Origin of the sequence: Streptomyces sp. BE20, from assembly GCF_036322525.1 — a bacterium.
Classification (GTDB): Bacteria; Actinomycetota; Actinomycetes; order Streptomycetales; family Streptomycetaceae; genus Kitasatospora.
Map to the genome: position 1 here is coordinate 1 of NZ_JAQYWW010000687.1, position 19,886 is coordinate 19,886.

Here is a 19,886-nt window from a genome sequence, read left to right on the forward strand (position 1 = left end):
GAGATGTCGAGGCCGCCGCAGATGATGACGACGGTCTGGACGATGGCGAGGAGGCCGGTGATGGTGGCGGCTTCGGCGATGACCTGCATGTTGCCGAGGCTGAGGAAGTTGTCGTTGAGGATGCCGAACAGGGCGAGGACGGCGACCAGCGCACCGATCAGGCTGAGGTTCTGACCGCCGACGGCGGCCAGGACGGCGAACCGGTCCCGGCCGGGACCGCGGTGTGCGGCCTCGGTCGTCGGGGGCTTGGTGGTGGTGGTCATGAGGGTGCTCCTGGGGCGGGTGCGGTCGCGGCGGCGATGTCGTCGGCCATGGCGAGGTTGAGGATGGCTTCCTCGGTGGCGGTGGTGCGGTCGAGTTCGCCGGTGATGCGGCCGTTCTGCATGACGATGATGCGGTCGGCGAGGCCGAGGACTTCGGGGAGTTCGGAGGAGATGACGAGGATGGCGACGCCTTCGGCGGCGAGGTCGGCGATGATCTGGTAGATCTCGGCTTTGGCGCCGACGTCGATGCCGCGGGTGGGCTCGTCGAGGATCAGGACTTTGGGTTTGCGGGCGAGCCAGCGGGCGAGGACGACTTTCTGTTGGTTTCCGCCGGAGAGTTTGCGGACCTCGTGTTCAATGGAGGGGGTGCGTACGCGGAGGCGGTCGGTGTATTCCTGGGCGAGCTCGCGTTCGGCGGCGCGGCGTACGAAGCGGAAGCGGCGCAGGCGTTCCAGGACGACGGTGCTGGTGTTGTCGCGGATGGAGCGGTGCAGGAACAGGGCCTGGGCTTTGCGTTCCTCGGGGGCGAGGCCGAGGCCGGCGCGGATGGCGTCGCCGGGGCTGCCGGAGCGCAGGGCGCGGCCGTCGAGGGTGACGGTGCCGGAGCGGACGGGCTGGTCACCGGCGAGCGCGAGGGCGAGTTCGGAGCGTCCGGCCCCGATGAGTCCGGCCAGGCCGACGACCTCACCGGCGTGGATGCGCAGGTCGATGCCGGTGACGTGGTCGGTGGTCAGGCCGTGGACGTCGAGGACGAGGCGGTCGGTGGCGACGCGTTCGCGGGTGAACATGGTGGACAGATCACGCCCGACCATCAGCCGCACGAGATCGCCCTCACTGGTCGTGGCCGCGTCCTGCACGCCGGCGAGGGCGCCGTCACGCAGCACCGCGATGCGGTCGGCGAGCTGGAAGATCTCCTGCATGCGGTGGGAGACGTAGACGACGGCTACGCCTTGGTCGCGTAGGCGGCGGATGAGGGTGAAGAGGGCGTCGACTTCGTGTTCGGACAGCGAGGAGGTCGGTTCGTCGAACGCGATCACCTTGGCGTCGCCGGTCAGTGCCCGCAGGATCTCCACCAGCTGCCTTTGGGCGGGGGTGAGTTGGGAGCCGAGGAGGTCGGGGTCGAGGACTTTGTCGAAGCCGAGGCGCTTCAGGTCGGCCGTGATGCGGCGGTGTAGTTCGGTGCGGTCGAGGCGTCGGCCGGTCTTGCGGGGGAGGGCGCCGGCGTAGACGTTCTCGGCGACGGAGACGTGGGGGATGATCTCCGGTTCCTGGGGGATGATGCGGATTCCGGCGGTGCGGGCCTGGGCGGGTGAGGCGAGGTCGATGCGGTGGCCGTCGAGGACGACGTGGCCCTCCGTCGGCTGGTGGTCGCCGGTGAGGATTTTGAGGAGGGTGGACTTGCCGGCGCCGTTCTCGCCCATGAGGGCGGTGATCTGGCCGGCGGGGAAGTCGAGGGTGACTCCGCCCAGGGCCCGTACCGCGCCGAACCGCTTGGTGACCTGGTGCACACCGGCGGTCCCCGCAGGCGGCGGAACGGAGGGCGGGTAGGGATTCGGACTCGTGACGTGAGCTTCGCTCATCATGGTCGCCTTCGGTCGGGCGGGAGGGTCGGAGGGCCCGTCGAGCGGGAGGCACCGCGTCGGGGGCGGTGCCGTGTCGACGGGCCGGTTCGACGGAAGGGGGATACCGCCTCCGGCCCCGGCGGCAAAGGGGCCGGGCCCGGACGGCCGTTCCCGGGGGTGTCAGGTGCAGGTGACGCCGGCGGTCTTCCAGGTGGTGGTGTCGACCATGGTGGTGGGGGCGAAGGCTTCCTTGGGGAAGTCCTTGCTGTTCTTGAGCTTGTCGTACATGGTCTGGACGGCGAGGGCGCCGACGTCCTTGCCGTTGATGAAGAGTGCGGCCTTCATGCCCGAGGGCTTGCCGGAGCCCCAGTTCTTGCAGGCGAGGTAGGCGCCGAGGCCGACGCCGATGACGCGGTCGGGGCCGATGCCGGCGTTCTCCAGGGCGGTGACGCCGCCTTGGACGTTCTCGTCGTTGCAGCCCCAGAGGACCCAGTTCTTGACGCCGGGGTTGGCGGTGACGGTGGCGGCGATCTTGTCCTGGGCGCCGGTGGGGGTGTTGTCGGTGGCGACGTCGATGTTCTGGACGCCGGGGGCGGTGGTGGCGAAGGCTTCCTTGGCGGCCTTGACGCGGTCGCCGCAGACGGTGACGTCCTGCTTCCAGGCGGAGATGGTGCGGGTTTCGGCGGGGTTCCAGGCGGCCTTCTTGAATTCCTCGGCGGCGCGCTTGCCGACCTCGCCGCCCATCTGGGTGCCGGAGAAGCCGATGCGGGGGACGAGGTTGTCCTTGGCGCAGGCGGAGGGGTCGGGGCCGTTGGTGCAGATCTGGTCGTCGGAGGTGAGGAGGGCGATCTTGGCGTCCTTCGCGGCCTGGACGACCTGGGGTCCGACGGCGGGGTCGGGGACGACGATGACGATGCCGTTGGTCTTCTGCGCGATGGCGGCCTGGACCTCGCTGATGGTCTTGTTGGCGTCGTTGCCGAGGTTCACGACCTTCAGGTCGACGCCGAGTTCGGCGGCCTTGGCCTTGGCTCCGGCGGCCTCGCCGACGAAGTACTCCTGGTCGCCCTGCTTCTGCAGGTAGGTGATCGAGATCTTCCCGTCGACCTTGGCGACCGGGGCGTCGGCGGCCTTGGTCGACTCCTGGCCGGTCGAACACGCGGTGGTCAGACCGAGAGCGAGCAGCAGACCTGCCGCGGCGACGGTACGGCTGGTGGAACGGAACATGGGGAGCTCCTTCGAGCGGACGCCGGAAACGGCGCGTGGTGCGGGGCGGGAGATGACAGCGGCCCTGGTGGTCATGGCCGGTCGTGGGGGAGTGGGACTCGCTCGGGCTGATCGAGGCGAGGCGGCTAATCCCTCATGAACAAACATTTTCCAACGGGACGCCACATATGACAGCCGTGTCCATCGTTGGCGTCAAGTGGATTCGACGGTTGACATCACCTTGTGACCATCGAGTGGAGCGACTGCCGGGCCGGTCGGAGTCAGGATTCGACGGACCATCAGTTCGACTAATCGTGCGCGGAGTTGGTTTCGGGATCGACTGGCCGCCGGGGCGGTGCGAACGCCCTCGACGAACGCTGTGGAGGAATCGGCGCGCGGTGCGGCGCGCTCGCGGGCCCCGACTTCGGCGCGGAATGCCGGTACGGAATCACCGCCGGGGCGGCGCGGGTCAAGGCGCCCGCCCCGGGTCGGCGGCCGACCGGAATCGCCTGCGGAACGGCCATCCGATCCGCACGGCAGTGGACCCGTCAAGGAATTGCGCCGAGTCCGGTCCAATGACCGAATACCGACGGAAACCGGGCCCCGGAGAGCCGGCCTGTGCGGTCGCCCGTGCGGTTCGGGTCCGGCCCGTGACCGCAGCGCCGGTTCAGCCCCCCCGGGCGCGGCGCCGGTACCCGCGACCTGGTGGCGAACCGCGCCTGCGACAGCACCAGGTGCACCCCGCCCAGCAGCGGCGCCCGGTCGCCCAGCGCCGAGCGCACCACCGGGGGCGGCGACGTGCGCCCGCCGGTCAGCTCCCGTAGAGCCGCCCGCAGCGGTTCGGCGAGCCCCTCGCCGAGAGCGGCGAGGGGGCCCCCGAGGACGACGACCGAGGCTCCCGGCCCGGCGAAACGGCGCAGCCGCGGGGCGGACGCGGTGCCCGCGTCGGCGGAGCAGGCGGCCCTGATCGGTCCCGGCCGGGTCGGCCCCATGTCGTCGACGTGAGGCGCGTCACTCGCCGGGTGTCCGCGGACGGGTATGCGCGATCATGAGTGGAATGGACACTCGATTCCTCAGTATCGCCGAACTGGCCGAAGTTCCCTCCGTGGCGGTCGTGGTGGACGTCATGCGTGCGTTCACCGTGGCTGCCTGGGCCTTCGCCCAGGGGGCGGAGAAGATCGTTCTTGCCGGGTCGCTGGACGAAGCCCTGGCGCTCAAGGCCCGCCACCCGGACTGGGTGGCGCTCAAGGACGGCCCGTTGGCACCCGGGTTCGACACCGTCAACTCGCCGGGAATGCTGAGGTCCATCGACCTCGGCGGGCGAACCGTGGTGCAGAAGACCACGGCGGGGACGGTCGGCGCCCTCGCGGTCAAGGACGCGTCGCTGGTGCTGTGCGCCGGCTTCGTGGTGGCGGAGGCGACGGCCCGGCTCCTGCGGGCGCGCGGGAGCGACAGCGTCACGTTCGTGGTCACGGGCGAGGACGGGCAGGCCGACGAGGACCTGGCGTGTGCTCAGTACATCGCCCGCAGGGCCGTGGAGGCCGGGCCGACGGACGCTGCCGAGTTCCTTCGCCGCGGTGCCGCGTCACGCGCCGCCGCCGAACTGACCGAGGGCGTGCGTCAAGGCGTCCACCCCGACGACGTCGAACTCTGCCTTGAGCTGGACCGGTTCCCCTTCGCCATGGTGGCGACCTCGGAAGGCCCGCTCATGGTCCTGCGTTCGCACGCCGTGCCTCCGTCGACCGGCGACGCCCTGGTCTGAGCGCCGGAGCGCGATCCCGAGCGGAAAATGAGTTGCCCGCGGGCCGTGGTCTCGATCACGATCGCCCGCATGGACTTCTGATAGCTGCCACGTAGCAACGCCGACCTGTCGCGCGGTCGACCTCGGGGCCTGACGGCTGGGCCCCGAGGTGATGGCTCGCGCCCTCGTGTGCATCCGTCAGATCCCAGGAGCCCGGGCCCGGCCTGTGAGAGCTCCTGCTGAGTCCTGAAAGCAACCACCTCCCTATGAATACCGACCGCAAGGCCCTGTGGGCCGTGCGTCAGTCCGCCCTGCCCGCCGTCGTGCGATCCTGCCCGGACTGCTCCGGCGCGCGCCACCGGCCCTCGGGCAGGATCCGCGTCAACGCGAACGGCAAGCTCCTCGACGTCTGGCTCCTCCTGAGCTGTGCGGGGTGCGACCGGACCTCGAAGGTGCCCGTCCACGAACGCGTCCACGTCTCGTCGCTGGAGCCCGCCCGCCGGGTGGCGTACGAGACCAACGACCCCGCCGTGGTGCGGGAGCTGACGATGAGTGCGTCGCTCGCCGCGAAGAACGGGTACCGGCTCGACTGGGCCGGCACCTGGGAACTGGAGACCCGTACGCCCCTCTACGCACTCGACGACCCGACACCCCTCACGGTGCTGGTCGGCTTCGAGCTGCCCGTGCCGGTCCGCGTCGAGCGCCTGCTCGGTCTCGGTCTGGGCCTCAGCCGCACCCAGGTGCGCCGCATGGTCGGGGACGGGCGGATCCGACTGCCGCTGGCTCCGGACGCCAAGGCGCACGAGGACTTCGAGCTCACCGTCCACGGGCCCGGCTCCGTCGACGCCGCGAAACACGCGAAGCTCCCCGGCACCCCGACCGACCTGCGCGCCGACCTGCGTGCTGACCTGTGCGCCGACCTGAGCACCGGCCTACTCGCCGGGCTGAGCACCGATCCGGGCGTCGGCCCGGGCCGGCTCGGGTTCCGCGGCGCCCCGCAGCAGTCGTCGCGGACGGCGGCTGCGGGAGCGTAGGAGGGTTGACAGCGGGGCCTCCTGACGGCCTGTCGGCACAGCCGGCATTCGAGCCGCCGGGAGGCCCCGCGCCGCGCGGCACCGGCCGGGCCCCGTTCCCCGGACGGGCCCGGCGGCCACGGTCGGGGCCTTGGGGCGTCCCGGCCGGGGCGCAGACCGGCCACTCCGCGAGGCCCGCCGGGCCTGCGGGGCCGGGGGCGACCTCCCGGCCCGCGGCGCGGCGGCCGTCCGATGCCCGCAGGTCAGGCCGCCCCGGTCGCCGCCCTCGCTCGTCTGTCGCAGGGCGGGGCGCAGTGACCGGCGAGGTGGCTGAAAGTTTCATGTCATATGACCTGTGACATTGTTCTGACCTTCATTCGATGACAGGATCCACGCCAATCTCCTTCACTCAGTCTGACCCCACGTCAGGCTGCCCCCACTCGAAGAAGGACTCGGCGTGCACCTGCGCATACGACTCACCACCCTCGCAGCCGGCGTCGTCGCCTGTTGTGCCACGGCCACCGCCGTACTGCCGGCCCAGGCCCTCGCGGCGCCCGCTGCCGTGACCGCCGGACCGGCCCCGACCGCGACAGCCGCGGTCACCGCCGCAGCGAAGCCGGCGGGCCAGTCCGTCGCCGGCGCGACGACGGGGTCGGAGAAGCTCGGCACGCCCGCCGCCCCGCTGACCCCGGCGCTGCTCAGCGAGTCCCTCATGGGCGAACCGGCCGCCACGGCCGCGGAGACGGCCACGGCCCGGTCCGACTCCCCGGGGGCTCGGGCCCGGTCGGGCGCGGCGGCCGAAGCCACCGCGCAGAGCTGCACCCCGGCGGACTTCGCGGGTCGTACCGGTGCCGATCTGGTCGCGTTCCTCAAGAGCTCGACCACGGACTGCGTCTCCACGCTGTTCACCAGCGGCAGCACCGACCCGGGCATCTTCAAGCAGTCCCGGATGCTGCCCGTCGCGGCCGCCTTCAAGGAGCTGGCGGCAGGCTACACCGGCGACAACTCGACCAACATCCTGCAGCTTGTGCTCTTCCTGCGGGTGGGCTACTACATCCAGTCCTACTACCCCGACGCGGCCGGCCCGTACACCGGCACGCTCACCACCGCCGTCAAGGCCGGCCTGGACGCGTTCTTCGCCGGCGCCCGCTGGCACGACGTCACCGAGGTCAACGGCGGCGTGCTCAGGGAGGTGCTGACGCTCACTGACAGCGCCAACATCCAGGCCGACTACCTGGGCGTCTACAAGCGGGTGCTGGACGACTACGACAACTCCTACAACGCCTTCCCGAAGATGGTCGGCGCGGTCAACTCCGTGCTGAGGTTCCCGCTCTGGCGGGGCAACGCCAATCCGAACTTCGTCACCGCGCTCGGCGCCGACCCGAGCCTCGTCACGTCCCTCGCCAACTTCGCGATCAACCACAAGGACCTGATCGGCGGGCCCAACGCCGTCCTCGACACCAACGCGGGCAACGACCTGGCCCGGATGGCCGGGAGCAGCGCCGCCGTCGAGGCCGTGGCCAAGCCGCTGGTCAAGCGGGTGCTGGACGCCGCGCCGCTGCTGACGGCCGACGCGCCGCTGTACGTGCACACGGCCTTCCAGGCCACCGTCTACAACAACAACCAGTGCTCGTACTACGGCATCTGCGACCTGCCCGCCAAGCTCACCTCGGTGGTCCTGCCGAACCAGCTGGTCTGCGACAACCGCACCGTCCAGGCCCAGGCCCTGTCGGCCGCCGAACTGGCCACCGTCTGCGCCAGCCTGCGCAGCCAGGACGCGTTCTTCCACAACGTGGTCAAGGACAACGGGCCGATCCCGAACCAGTACAACAAGACCGTCACCCTCGGGATCTTCGCCAACAAGACGGACTACACCACCTACTCGTGGGCGATCTTCGGCAACTCGACCGACAACGGCGGCCAGACCGTCATGGACCCGACCGACCCGAACAGCCGGGCCGTCAACGTGATGTACCAGAAGGCCTGGAACACCGGTGACCCCGCCCGGGTGTGGAACCTCAACCACGAGTACACCCACTACCTCGACGGCATCCACAACATGAAGGGCAACTTCACCACCCAGACGTCCGTCCCGGACATCTGGTGGGTCGAGGGCCTCGCCGAGTACATCTCCTACAGCTACCGCGCCACCACCGACACCGACGCGATGACCCAGGCCGCCCTGCACACCTACAAGCTCAGCACCATCTTCCAGAACACCTACGGCAACGCGGACTCGACCCGCGTCTATCCGTGGGGCTACCTGGCCGTCCGGTACATGCTGGAGAAGCACCCGGCCGACGTGTACAGCATGCTGGGCCGCTTCCGGGTCGGCGACTACGCCGGCGGCTACGCGGTCTACAACAACCTCGGCACCTCCTACGACGCCGACTTCGACGCCTGGCTCACCGCCTGCGCCGCCGGTGCCTGCTACGCCGCAGGCCCGACCGCCCTGTTCGACTCGTCGGTGAACGGCGCGACCGTCAGCGTCACCGAGCGGTCCGTGCAGACCGGCCCGGGCCGGATCACCTCCTGGCACTGGACCTTCGGCGACGGCACCTCCTCGGACGAGCGCAACCCGAGCCACACCTACGCGGCGGCCGGCACCTACACCGTCGCCCTGACCGCCACCGACGACACCGGCAGGGCCGCCACCACCCCGACCTCGGTCACCGTGACCGCGGCCCCGGTCGCCCTGCCGAACTGCACCGAGCCGCGCACCGACGCGATGGGCCGGAACTGCTCGCGGACCGGCCGCGCCGCGACCGCCGGGAACACCGACTACCTGTACGTCTACCTGCCGGCCGGCACCACCACGCTGAAGGTCACCACCTCCGGCGGCACCGGCACCGCGCACCTGTACTACAACCCGGGCACCTGGGCCTCGCCGAGTGCCTCCACGGTCTCCTCCACCGGCACCGGCACCACCCAGTCCCTCACCGTCACCAACCCGACCGCCGGCTACCGCTACCTCAGCCTGTACGCCGTCACCGACTTCAGCGGCGTCACGGTCAGCACCCAGTTCTGACCCCTGGCCCCTGATCCCTGACCCGCCGAAGTGCTCCGGGCCGCCCCGGCGCCGCGGACGACGAGGGGCCGCGAAGCAGTCCGTGCACGCGCTCGGCCGGGACCTCCCGGCCGAGCGCCGCCGGGCTGCTCCGCGGCCGTCCGTCCAGCCCCCGACAAGCTGCTCGGCCCGTCGAAGCGGCGCGCCTCAGGGCAGGATGCCGGCCCCGCGCGCGGCCGTGATCCACTGCGGGAACTGGGACAGCAGCCGGTCGTACAGCTCGGGATCGGGGACGGTGCCGATGTCGTCCACCGCGAAGAAGCCGACGTTGTCGACGCGCCGGCCGGGCAGGTCGTCGAACCGCTGCAGCACGCCGTAGTCGGATCGGCCCAGCCCCACGAACTGCCAGAAGAGCGGCTCCTGCGCCGATTCTCTCAGCTCGCGCTCGATCGCGGCGTTGAGGTGGACGCCGCCGTCGGAGAAGAACAGGACCAGGGTGGGGACCGTCGCCGGGTTCCCCCGTACGTAGTCCCGGACTTCGGCGATGACCTTCGGTTCGTCGTTCGAGATGCCCACCGTCGTCATGTCGACCTGACCGTCGAGCAGCCCGGACCGACGCCCGCGGCGGCCGAACAGACGCCCCAGCTCACCGACCCGGACGTGCAGCCGCAACCACTCGGGCAGGTCACCCACCCGCAGATCGGGCAGCCGGGCCGGGTGCGTCGCGAAGGTCCAGGCCGGCATCGCCCCGCCGTCGTCCAACTGGGCCGCGACCGGGACGATCCGCTCCACCACGTCGGCCACCACGCCGTCGGCGTACAGCGACGACATCGAGCCCGAGGCGTCCAGCACCAGCACGACCCGCGCGGCGATTCCCGCGGCTCCGTGCTTGTCCAGGCTGACCGCGACCTGCTGCTTGCGCAGCGACAGCCGTTCGCGCATCCCCGGGGGGAGGTGCTCCTCGCCCTTCCCGGGCTCCGGCGCCGACGGCGCAGGCCGGGACGGCTGCGGCGGCGGCTGTGGCAGCTGCGGCGGCTGCGGCGGCGGAGCCACGGGCCGGTCCTGGGCGGGTCCCTCCTCCACGGTGATGCCGAAGTCGGTGGCCAACCCGGCCAGCCCCGCCGCGTAGCCCTGCCCGACGGCACGGAACTTCCACTGCCGCCCGCGCCGGTACAGCTCGCCGCCGACGAGGACGGTCTCCGTCCCGGCGTCCGTCGCGAAGCGGGCCAGCCCGGTGCCGGTGCGGGCGTCGGACAGCCGCAGGCACAGCCCGGGCACCGCGCCGAAGCTGCCGCCGTCCACCGACGCGGCCAGCACGATGCGCTCCACCTCCGGCTCCACCGCCGCCAGGTCCACCTCGATCCGGTCCGTGGCCGCCCCGGCGCCACCGGCCTTCCCCAGGTGCGTCACGGCGCCCGACGCGTGCCGGGGCTGGTTGTAGAAGACGAGGTCGCCGTCGCCCCGCACCCGCCCGTCCGCAGCCACCAGCACGGCGGACACGTCGACGTCGGGCGTACCGGCCCCGGCCGACCAGCTGAGCTCCACACTCACCACGTCGGCATCGATCGGAATGTTGGCGCCCTTGCTCAGTGATCGATCGTCCATGGTCACAGTCTGCCGAAACCGGCCCCGGCGGTCGCGCGGGGGCCGGTTCCCGCTCCCCGCCCGGGGAACGGGAACCGGGCCCGGAACCGTCACCGGAACCCTCGACGCCACCGGTGCGGTCCGGGACCGACCGGCGTCAGCAGGCCTTCCAGGAGGAGATCGCGTCGTTGAGCACGTTCCCTCCCAGATCGGCGATCTGCTGACCGCTGTCCAGCCTCAGGTACCTGCCCTGGAAGTCGTTGTGCTCCCAGAAGCAGAGCCGCTGTCCGCTCGCGTTCGTGATGGACGAGATCGAGTCCTGGAAACGGGCGCCCTGGTCGAGGTTCTTGAGCGGGTCCTTCACCCAGACACCGCCGACGACGCAGTCGTCGAAGTGGGCGTTCCGGCAGACGACCACCGCGTCGCTCGTCACAGCCGCACCCCCTGCGGAGGTGCGCCCGGCTGCGGTGGCGGTCCCGGTCGCGGTGGCCGACACCGCCAGCGCCGCCGCGGCCGTGGCGAGCGCGACCAGGTACTTCGTCGAACGGCCAGTCATCTGTCCTCCTGTACTCGGCGAACCGGGGCGGTCGAGCCCCGGGGCCGCCGGGCACCTTCCGTCCCTGGCGGTCAGTCATACGACCGGGCAGCACGCCCCGTTGTGACAACGCCTTCACGCATCCCCCTTCCGAACCCACCGTCCGGGCCGCGGTGACCGTCGGCCGGGTGAAGCGGATCCGCGCCTGTTGTCCGCCCCTCCCCGGAGCGCCTACCCTGCCGGTGTGACCTCGTCCTCCTCGTCGGCGCGGGGTGCCGCGTCCACGCCCTACCTCCACGGAAGCCCGCCCGGAGCGCTCCCGGTGCTCGGCCACCTGCCCGCGCTGGTCCGGGATCCGGCACGCTTCCTGGCGCGGCTGCACCGCTACGGGGACCTCGTGGAGGTCCGACTCGGACCGAACCGGCTGGTGGCCCCCTGCCACCCGGAGCTGCTCCGGCAGGTGTACGCCGACGACCGCACCTTCGACAAGGGCGGGCCGGTCTACGGGCGGTTCCGGGAGATCCTCGGCAACGGGCTGGCGACCTGCGTCCACGCCGATCACCGGCGCCAACGACGCATGCTGCAACCGGAGTTCCGCCCCGACCGGCTGGCCGCGTACGCCGAGGTGATGACCCGGGAGGCGGAGCTGCTGGCCGGCTCCTGGCGACACGGCGACGTGGTGGACGTCTTCCCCGCCTGCTACCGCTTCACCCTGCGGGTGGTGACCCGCACCCTGCTCGGCACCGAGGCCCCGGACGTACTGTCGGACCGGCTGCAGCACGCGTTCGAGACCGCGTTCGCCGGCGCCCTGCGGCGCGTGGTGCGGCTGCCCGCGGGCCCCGGCTACCGGACGGCGGTCCGTACCCTGGAACGGACCGTCGCCGACCTGGTACGCGACCACCGGGCCCACGGCCCCGGCCGCACCGACCTGCTGGCCGGACTGCTCGCCGCCCGCGACGACGACGGCCGTCCGCTCTCCGACACCGAGGTCCACGACCAGGTCGTCGCCCTCCTGCTGGCCGGAACCGAGACCACCGCCTCCCAGCTCTCCTGGACCCTGCGGCTGCTGACGGCCCACCCCGAAGTCCTGTCCGCCGTGCAGACGGAGGTCGACGCGGCGCTGCCGGGCGGCCGGCCCGCCCGCTGGACCGACCTGCCGCACCTGCCGCGCACCGACCGGGTCCTGACCGAGGCGCTGCGGCTCTACCCGCCCGGCTGGGTCCTGCTGCGCACCTGCACCCGGGAGACCGAACTCGGCGGGCGCACCCTGCCGCGCGGCGGGCAGGTGCTGCTCAGCCCGTACGTCGCCCACCACAATCCGCGGATCTTCGCCGATCCGGACCGCTTCGACCCCGACCGCTGGCTCCCCGAGCGGGCCGCCGCCCTGCCGCGCTGGGGGTTCGCCGGCTTCGCCAACGGCCCGCGGCAGTGCCTGGGCGCCGACTACGCCCGCGCCGAGGCGGTCATCGCGCTGGCCACCGTCCTGGCCCGCTGGCACCCGCTCCCGGCGCCCGGCCGGCGGCCCGACGACCGCCCGGTGCGGCTGACCACCGTCCTGCGCCCGCACCGCCTGCACCTGCGCGTCCTCGACCGCGAGCGGCCCGCGGCCCGGACGAGGGACCGCCGCCCGGACGCCGGACCTGCCTGACCGCGACGGACCCGTGCGCCCCCGGTGCGGAAGGTCACGCTCCGTCCCGGACGGGCCGGAGTCGCCGGGCCGACCGGCGTGCCTCAGACGGCCGGTGGCCGGGTCACGGGCGTGCCGACCCGGACGAGAGCGGCCCCGGGGACGCCGAAGGTGAGGACCCGCTCCGCGTCCCGGGAACGCTGGACGCCCTCGTCGAGGATGCCCACGAAGGCCGTCCGGGTACAGGTCCGGCGGCGGACCGACTCCACCCAGGCCGTCGTCATGGGCAGGCCCAGGTAGGCGAGTCCCCGTCCGTCCGGCCACGTCGGATCGAGCGCCCGGCCGGCCGGATCCACGCACCACGCATGGTGCACGACTCCTGCCGGCGCCGCGCGCAGCGCGAAGCCCTCGGTGTAGGTCAGCCCGGTGGCCGTCCGGGCGACGCGCCAGGCATTGCGGAACGGGCTGCCGCCGATGCTGCGCCTGGGCATCCCGGCCGGCCAGGGAGTGGGGGAGTGCAGCAGTCCCTGGGCGAGCACGACCGCCTCGGGGCAGGGAACGGCGGGCGAGACGTCGCGGCGCAGTGCGGCGACGAGGGCGGAGGCGCTGGCGGAGGACACCCGTCCAGCGTGGGTGTCGCCGCCGGGCGGCGCGACCGGGCGCTGCCCGCCTGGGTGACGGTGGGGACGGGTCCGGACGGCGGGCACCGGGCATGGCCGCTGCGGCCGAACCCGCGCAGCGGGCGGGTGGTCCCGGCCGAGACCGGCCTCCTGCGCGGGTACGGCGAGGGGCCGGGGTGCCGCCCGGCCCGGAGATGGTTCGCAGGAGGGCGGAACCGGCCGTTCGTCGGCGGGAATCGGTCGTGGCCGCCGCCCCGGCCGATCCGGCGGCCCTCGATGAAGTAGTCATGTACACGCGACTTGTGAGTGTGACTCGAACTGCGCAGACAGTGCCCGACCGCTCCTCTCGCACCGGCGGAGCGGCCCGCTGCGACAGCGCGAGGAACGGAGCTCCGACCGAGAGCGCCGTCCGACCCGGGCGGCCGTCGAGACGTGCCCCCGTGCCCGGTGGCCGACTCCGCAGGGCGGACCGCCGCGTGCGACCGAAGCACCTGCGTACCGAAGCACCTGCGTACCGAAGCACCGCGCTGAAGCACCTGCGTACCGAAGGACCTGCGTACCGAAGGACCGTGCTCCGTTTCCCGCGATCACCCCTGGAGTGTGCCTGTGTCATCGTCTCCGACAACCGCCGGGAGCCTGCCCTCCTGGTCCCGTACACGTGCACGACGCCGCCGGTGGACGGCGGCCACCGTCTCGGCCGCCCTGGTGGCGGGCGTGCTCCTCGGCGTGCAGGACGCCTCCGCCCGACCCCCGTCCGAGGCCCCGCACAGCCCCCGACAGCCGGCCGCGACGCAGCAACCGACCGGTGACCTGGCCTCCGCCCGGCTCACGGCCCGGTTGCAGGGGAAGCCCGTCGAGGTGCCGGCCGAACGCACCGACTCCTCCACGACCTGGGCGAACCCCGACGGCAGCGTCACCCTGGAGGTCGCGGCGGGGCCGGTCCGGATGCGCCGCCCGGACGGCGGCTGGGCGGACGTCGACGTCACCTTCGCCAAGCGCCCCGACGGCTCCGTCGCCTCGAAGGCCCACCCGCGCGGACTGGCCCTGGCGGGGGAGACGAAGGGCAGGCGGGCCGGCTCGTTCGCCGAGGCCGCCGGCGCCCCCGTCCAGGACCTCCTCAGTCTCACCGCCGGCGGTCGGAACGTCGCCATGCAGTGGCGGGGCGGGCTGCCCGCACCCCGGGTGGAAGGCGCCCGGGCCACCTATCCGGACGTGCTGCCCGGTGCGGACCTGGTCATCGACGCCACCCGCACCGGCTACGAGCAGTCCGTGATCCTCAAGAAGCGACCCGCGGGCCCGGCCGACTACACGCTGCCGCTGAAGGCGCCCGGAGTCAACGCGCGCCAGAACGACGACGGCGGCGTGACGTTCACCGAGGCCGCCACCGGACGCGAACTCGCCTCGATGCCGGCCCCGGTCATGTGGGACGCGACGGTCGACAGGAACTCCGGTGAGCACACCCACCGGGCACCGGTGGGCCTGAAGGTCGTGCAGTCCGGCGACACCATCGAACTGCGCCTCAGCCCCGACGCCGCGTTCCTCGCCGACCCGGCGACCGCGTACCCCGTGACGGTCGACCCGTCGGACACCGTGCTCTCCGACGTCTTCGACACCTGGGTCCAGCAGGGCGAGACCGTCGACGCGTCGAGCGCCACCGAACTGAAGCTCGGCTGGCCGGGCGACTGGGCGGACGCCGCGCGGACCAAACCGCGCATCGCCCGCTCCTTCATCAGCTGGGACATGGCGCCCATCAAGGACGCCCTGGTCTCCAAGGCCACCCTGTCCCTCTACAACTTCCACTCCTGGGACTGCGCGAAGCCCGTCGCCTGGGAGGTATGGGACACCAACACCGCGACGACCGGCAGCCGTTGGACCAACCAGCCGGCCTGGCTGAAGAAGTACGCGACGTCCACCGAGACCCGCGGACAGAACTGCGCCAATGGTGCCTACGTGAACGCCGACGTCACCCCCCTGCTGCAGTACTGGGCGGGCCAGACCTCGGTGGGCCGCCAGGGCCTCGGCCTGCGCGCCGCCAACGAGGCCGACACCGGGTCCTGGAAGAAGTTCTACTCCGGCAACGCCGCCGCCGGTCAGATCCCGAAGCTCTCGGTGACGTTCAACTACCGCCCCCGGACCGGCACCGACCAACAGGCCGGCCCGCCCTTCTTCGCCGACAACGGCGTCTACACCGTCAACACCCTGACCCCCGTCCTGCGCGACACCTACACGGACTCGAACAACGACCGGATCAACGGCACCTTCCAGATCGTGGACGCGGCCACCGACCAGCAGGTCGGCGAGTACCTGGTGTCCCCGTGGGGCGCCAGCGGACAGCCGCTGTCGGCCACCGTTCCTCCCGGCCTCCTCCAGGACGGCCGGACCTACCGGTTCCGCAGCAACCCGTACGACGGAACCCACTACAACCTCTCCTGGTCGCCCTGGCGCACCTTCACGGTCGACACCCGGGCACCCTCCGCGCCGGGCGCCGTGACCTCGACGGACTACCCCTCGGCCTCCTGGGTGAAGGGAGTCGGCCAGAGCGGCACGTTCACCGTCACACCCCCGCAGGGCGACCACCGCTGGCTGGAGTGGACCCTCGACGGCACCACCTGGACGCGCATCGCCACCGACGGCACCACCACGCCGGTCGCCGTGCTCGCCACCCCGACCCGCGGCGGCACCAACACCCTTCAGGTCCGCAGCGTCGACCGGGCCGACAACCGGTCGGAACCCCTCGCGTACGAGTTCCACGTCGGCGCCGGCGGCGTCACCAGGCCGTCCGACGGCCGGCGCACCGCGGCACGGCTGCCCCTCCAGGCCGAGGCCGACGCCTCACGCTACGACGCCGTGACCTTCTCCTGGCGACGCTCGGACGCCGACGCCTGGGCACCCGTCCCGCCCGGCCACGTGAGCGCGGCCGGCACCCCGCTGACCGCCTGGCCGGTCGCCCTCAGCGCCGGCCGGAGCCCGCAGCTGGCCTGGGACGCCGCGACGACCGTCAGCCCCGACGGCACGGTGCAGCTGAAGGCCGACTTCACCGGCCCCGCCGGCGCCAGGGCCTCCAGCGACCCCCTCAAGGCGATCGTCGACCACACCGCCGACGGCGCCGCCACCGTCCCCGTCGGCCCCGGGGAGGTCAACCTCCTCACCGGCAACTACAGCCTCAGCCGCACCGACACCGCCTTCTTCGGGACGGCGATCACCCGCACCGCCTCCTCCCGTAACCCCCAGGAAGGCGGCGCCCAGGCAGGACAGGCCGCGATCTTCGGGAAGGAGTGGCTCTCCGGCACCTCCACCGGCCGGAAGGACTCCGGCTACACCGCGATCAACCGCACCTCGGCCACCTCCCTGGACGTCCTGCGGCTCGACGGCACGAACCTGCACTTCACCGCCGACGAGGCGGCCACCGGCTGGATCGCCGAACCCGGCGCCGCGCAACTCACCCTGACCGGCTCGTTCGCCGCAGGCTTCACCCTCACGGACACCGACGGCGGCACCGCGGACTTCGCACGCACCGACCCCGCCGCGGCCGCCTGGGCCCTCACCCGCTCGTCGACCCGCGGCCTCGACAACACGACCAGCACGATCGTCTCCCAGAACGTCACCGGACCCGACGGGCGGATCCTCACCCGGCCGCAACGGGTGATCAGCCCGACCAGCGCCGCGGCCTCGACGGCCTGCGCGGACGACCCGGCCACCCGCGGGTGCCGCGTCCTGGAATTCGTCTACGCCCCGACCACCACCGCGACCGCCACCACCCTCGGCGACGTCGCCGGACAGGTCACCGCGATCCGCCTATGGTCCACCGAACCCGGCGCGGGCGCCGCCACCGCCGTCGACGTCAGCCGCTACGCCTACGACGGCAACGGCCGGCTGCGCCAGACCTGGGACCCGAGGATCGCCCCCGCGGTGCCGACCGCCTACGACTACGACACGGCCGGCCGCGTCACCACCCTCACCCCGCCCGGCGAACTTCCCTGGACCTTCGGCTACGGGCGCGTCGGCGGCTCCCCGGCCGCCGGGGACGGCATGCTGCTCACCGCCTCGCGTCCGACCCTGGCCCCCGGCTCCGCCGACCAGGTCAACGGCACCGCCACCACCACCCTCGTCTACGACGTACCGGTCACCGGCAACGGCGCACCGTACGACCTCGGCCACACCGCCACCGCCTCCTGGGGCCAGCGGGAGACGCCCACGGACGCCACCGCCGTCTTCCCGCCCGACCAGACCCCCGCCGCCAACGCCGGAACACAGCTCCCGGCGAACGGCTACGGCCGCGCCGACCTGTACTACCTGGACGCCTCCGGCCAGGAGACCGACACCGCACGGCCGGGCGGAGCCCTCACGGTCACCGAACACGACGCCTTCGGCAACACCGTCCGCCGGCTGACCGCGGCCAACCGCGCGCTGGCCCTGGGCATCACCGACCAGGACCGTTCGACCCTCTCGTCCCTCGGGATCGCCGCCCTCGGCAGCGCCGAACGCGCCGGCCTGCTCTCCACCACGACGACCTACAGCGCCGACGGCAGCCGCGAACTGGAGACCCTCGGCCCCCTCCACTACGGCACGCTGGAACGGAAACTGACGGTAGGACAGACCGTAGTCGCCGAAGCCGGAACCCAACTGCCCCTGCGGCAGCGGACGGTGAAGGAGTACGACGGCGGCCGGCCCACCGACGGCACCGCCACCGTGCGCGACCAGGTCACCCGGGAGACCAGCGGCGGACAGCCCCGCATCGACACCGCACTGCTCGCCGACGCCCGCGTCACGGCCACCGGCTACGACTGGGCCAGGGGGCTGCCCAGCACCACCGTCCAGGACCCCGACGGGGCCCGGCTCACCACCTCCACCGTGTACGACGCCCAGGGACGGGTGACCGGCGCGAGCCTGCCGGCCTCCACCGGCACCGACGCGGGCACCACCGTCACCGCGTACTACACCGGGGACGGCACCGGAGCGTGCGCCGGCCGGCCCGAGTGGGCGGACCAGGTCTGCTCGGTCGGACCGGCCGCCGACATCACCGGCGGGGGAGCCAACCCGGTCCAACTCCCCGTGAAGACGGTCGAGTACAACCGGTACGGCCAGACCACCAGCACCACCGAGACGGCCAACGGGGCCCAGCGGACCACGACCACCGGCTACGACGGGGCCGGACGCCAGACCCGGTCCGCCGTCAGCGGGCCCGGCCAGGAGGTGCCCGTCGTCACCACCGGCTACGACAGCGCCAGCGGGCGCCAGACCACCACGGCCACCACCGGCTCCGGCACCGTCACCACGGTCTTCGACCGCCTCGGCCGCCTCACCGCCTACACCGACGCCGACGGGGGCACCACCACCACCCAGTACGACAAGCTCGACCGGCCGACCCTCGTCACCGACACCGCACCGTCCACCACCACCTACACCTACGACACGGCCGTCGAACCGCGCGGCCTGGCCACGTCGGTGGGCGACTCGGTGGCCGGCACCTTCACGGCCCGCTACGACGCCGACGGCACCGTGACCGGCACCGGCCTCCCCGGCGGCTACACCATGCGCCAGCTCAAGAGCCCCACCGGGACCCTCTTCGACCGCACGTACACCCGCGACAGTGACGGCACGACCGTCCACGGCCAGTGGGCCACCCACACCGCGACCTTCGGCTCCGCCTCCCAGCAGGCCTTCGGCTACGACACCGTCGGACGCCTCACCCGGACGACCTCGGCCGCCGACGGCGTCTGCACCACCAGGACCTACGCCTTCGACCGCAACACCAACCGCACCGCCCGGACCTCCGCGAGCGCCGCACCCGGCGCCGAGTGCACGCCGTCGGGCGGCACCACGGAGCAGCACGCCTACGACTCCGCCGACCGCCTGGTCGACCCCGGCTACGGCTACGACGCCTTCGGCCGCACCACGACGCAACCCGGCGCCGCCACCTCCTACTTCGCCAACGACCTCGTGCGGCAGCAGAGCACCGCCACCAACCGCCAGACGTGGACGCTGGACCCGGCACTGCGGCTGCGGGCCTGGACCACCGAGGTCAACCCCGGCAGCGGTTGGAGCACCGCACGCACCGGGCTCAACCACTACGGATGCGCCTGTGACAACCCCACCTGGATCGTCGAGGACACCGGCACCGGCGACCTCACCCGCCAGGTGACCACGCCCGCCAGCGGCCTCGGCGCCACCACGGCCAGGACCGGCGGCGTAGTGCTCCAACTCGCGAACCTGCACGGCGACATCGTGGTCGCCCTGCCGCTCGACCCGGCGAAGCCCCCGACCGCCGTGACCTTCGACGAGTACGGCAACCGCCTCCCCGGCACCGCCCCCCTCCGGTACGGCTGGCTCGGCGGCCAGCAGCGCTCGGCCGAGACGCCCACCGGGGCCGTCCTGATGGGTGTGCGGCTCTACGCCCCGGCGCTCGGCCGGTTCCTGACCACCGACCCGATCAAGGGCGGCAACGCCACCGCCTACGACTACGTCTCCCAGGATCCGAACATCCGCTTCGACCTCGACGGACAGTGGAGCTGGGGCTGGGCCCGCAAGGCCTGGACCTGGACCAGGCCCTTCCTGATCAAGTGCGGCCGCGGGGCCTGGGCCTCCCGCAGCTACGGCTACACCTGGCAGCAGAAGGCCGCCGCCATGGCCATGGGCTGCTTCATCCACCAGATCTGACGATCGGTCACCACACCGCGCCACCCCGAAGCCCGGCCCCCGGAACCCACCCGGGGGCCGGGCGTACGGTGGAC

General features: G+C 72.6%; 10 protein-coding genes and 1 pseudogene. 5 read left to right on the plus strand and 6 right to left on the minus strand.

The features are described from left to right. The 3 genes and pseudogenes from PUR61_RS15445 to PUR61_RS15455 form a co-directional block, all read right to left on the minus strand. Positions 1-263, minus strand: a pseudogene (locus PUR61_RS15445) (ABC transporter permease); the annotation flags it as partial. Then, positions 260-1,771 carry a sugar ABC transporter ATP-binding protein gene (locus PUR61_RS15450; protein ID WP_329879420.1) on the minus strand — a complete coding sequence of 504 codons (1,512 nt, stop codon included), beginning with the start codon at positions 1,769-1,771 and terminating at the stop codon, positions 260-262. The gene PUR61_RS15450 and the pseudogene PUR61_RS15445, both read right to left, overlap by 4 nt. 234 nt (positions 1,772-2,005) lie before the next feature. Then, the gene (locus PUR61_RS15455; RefSeq protein WP_329879421.1) at positions 2,006-3,049 is read right to left on the minus strand and encodes a substrate-binding domain-containing protein; all 1,044 of its coding nucleotides are present in this window, start codon (positions 3,047-3,049) and stop codon (positions 2,006-2,008) included. 1,036 nt (positions 3,050-4,085) lie between these two features. Between PUR61_RS15455 and PUR61_RS15460 the strand changes: the two genes are divergently transcribed. The 3 genes from PUR61_RS15460 to PUR61_RS15470 all read left to right on the plus strand — a co-directional run bounded on the left by PUR61_RS15460 (position 4,086) and on the right by PUR61_RS15470 (position 8,810). Next, a complete protein-coding gene (locus PUR61_RS15460) occupies positions 4,086-4,790 on the plus strand; it encodes a 2-phosphosulfolactate phosphatase (RefSeq protein WP_329879422.1) in 705 nt (234 codons plus the stop codon). 245 nt (positions 4,791-5,035) lie between these two features. Then, positions 5,036-5,803, plus strand: a complete 768-nt coding sequence (locus tag PUR61_RS15465) for a DUF1062 domain-containing protein (RefSeq protein WP_329879423.1) — start codon at positions 5,036-5,038, stop codon at positions 5,801-5,803. A gap of 436 nt (positions 5,804-6,239) precedes the next feature. Further along, on the plus strand, positions 6,240-8,810 hold the full coding sequence (locus tag PUR61_RS15470) for a collagenase (protein WP_329879424.1): 2,571 nt from the start codon (positions 6,240-6,242) through the stop codon (positions 8,808-8,810). Positions 8,811-8,996: 186 nt separating this feature from the next. Here the strand turns inward: PUR61_RS15470 and PUR61_RS15475 are convergent, their stop codons facing one another. Together PUR61_RS15475 and PUR61_RS15480 are read right to left on the minus strand one after the other, a co-directional pair. Then, on the minus strand, positions 8,997-10,394 hold the full coding sequence (locus tag PUR61_RS15475) for a VWA domain-containing protein (protein WP_329879425.1): 1,398 nt from the start codon (positions 10,392-10,394) through the stop codon (positions 8,997-8,999). A 136-nt stretch (positions 10,395-10,530) separates the two neighbouring features. Continuing rightward, positions 10,531-10,929 (minus strand): peptidase inhibitor family I36 protein, encoded by a 399-nt coding sequence (locus tag PUR61_RS15480; RefSeq protein ID WP_329879426.1) that lies wholly within the window; start codon positions 10,927-10,929, stop codon positions 10,531-10,533. A gap of 223 nt (positions 10,930-11,152) precedes the next feature. Between PUR61_RS15480 and PUR61_RS15485 the strand changes: the two genes are divergently transcribed. Beyond that, complete coding sequence (locus PUR61_RS15485; RefSeq protein ID WP_329879427.1) at positions 11,153-12,556, plus strand: cytochrome P450; 1,404 nt, start codon at positions 11,153-11,155, stop codon at positions 12,554-12,556. 83 nt (positions 12,557-12,639) lie between these two features. On the opposite strand, the gene PUR61_RS15490 is transcribed toward PUR61_RS15485, so the two are convergent. Then, entirely contained in the window at positions 12,640-13,155 is a 516-nt protein-coding gene (locus PUR61_RS15490) for a hypothetical protein (protein ID WP_329879428.1), read from the minus strand. A 705-nt stretch (positions 13,156-13,860) separates the two neighbouring features. On the opposite strand from PUR61_RS15490, the gene PUR61_RS15495 reads away from it, so the two are divergent. Then, the gene (locus PUR61_RS15495; protein ID WP_329879429.1) at positions 13,861-19,812 is read left to right on the plus strand and encodes a DNRLRE domain-containing protein; all 5,952 of its coding nucleotides are present in this window, start codon (positions 13,861-13,863) and stop codon (positions 19,810-19,812) included. The last annotated feature ends 74 nt before the right edge of the window (positions 19,813-19,886 follow it).

Coding starts and splice junctions, on each gene's coding strand:
- PUR61_RS15460 (WP_329879422.1), top strand. CDS start 4,086: ATGGACACTCGATTCCTCAGTATCGCCGAACTGGCCGAAGTTCCCTCC.
- PUR61_RS15455 (WP_329879421.1), bottom strand. CDS start 3,049: ATGTTCCGTTCCACCAGCCGTACCGTCGCCGCGGCAGGTCTGCTGCTC.
- PUR61_RS15465 (WP_329879423.1), top strand. CDS start 5,036: ATGAATACCGACCGCAAGGCCCTGTGGGCCGTGCGTCAGTCCGCCCTG.
- PUR61_RS15480 (WP_329879426.1), bottom strand. CDS start 10,929: ATGACTGGCCGTTCGACGAAGTACCTGGTCGCGCTCGCCACGGCCGCG.
- PUR61_RS15475 (WP_329879425.1), bottom strand. CDS start 10,394: ATGGACGATCGATCACTGAGCAAGGGCGCCAACATTCCGATCGATGCC.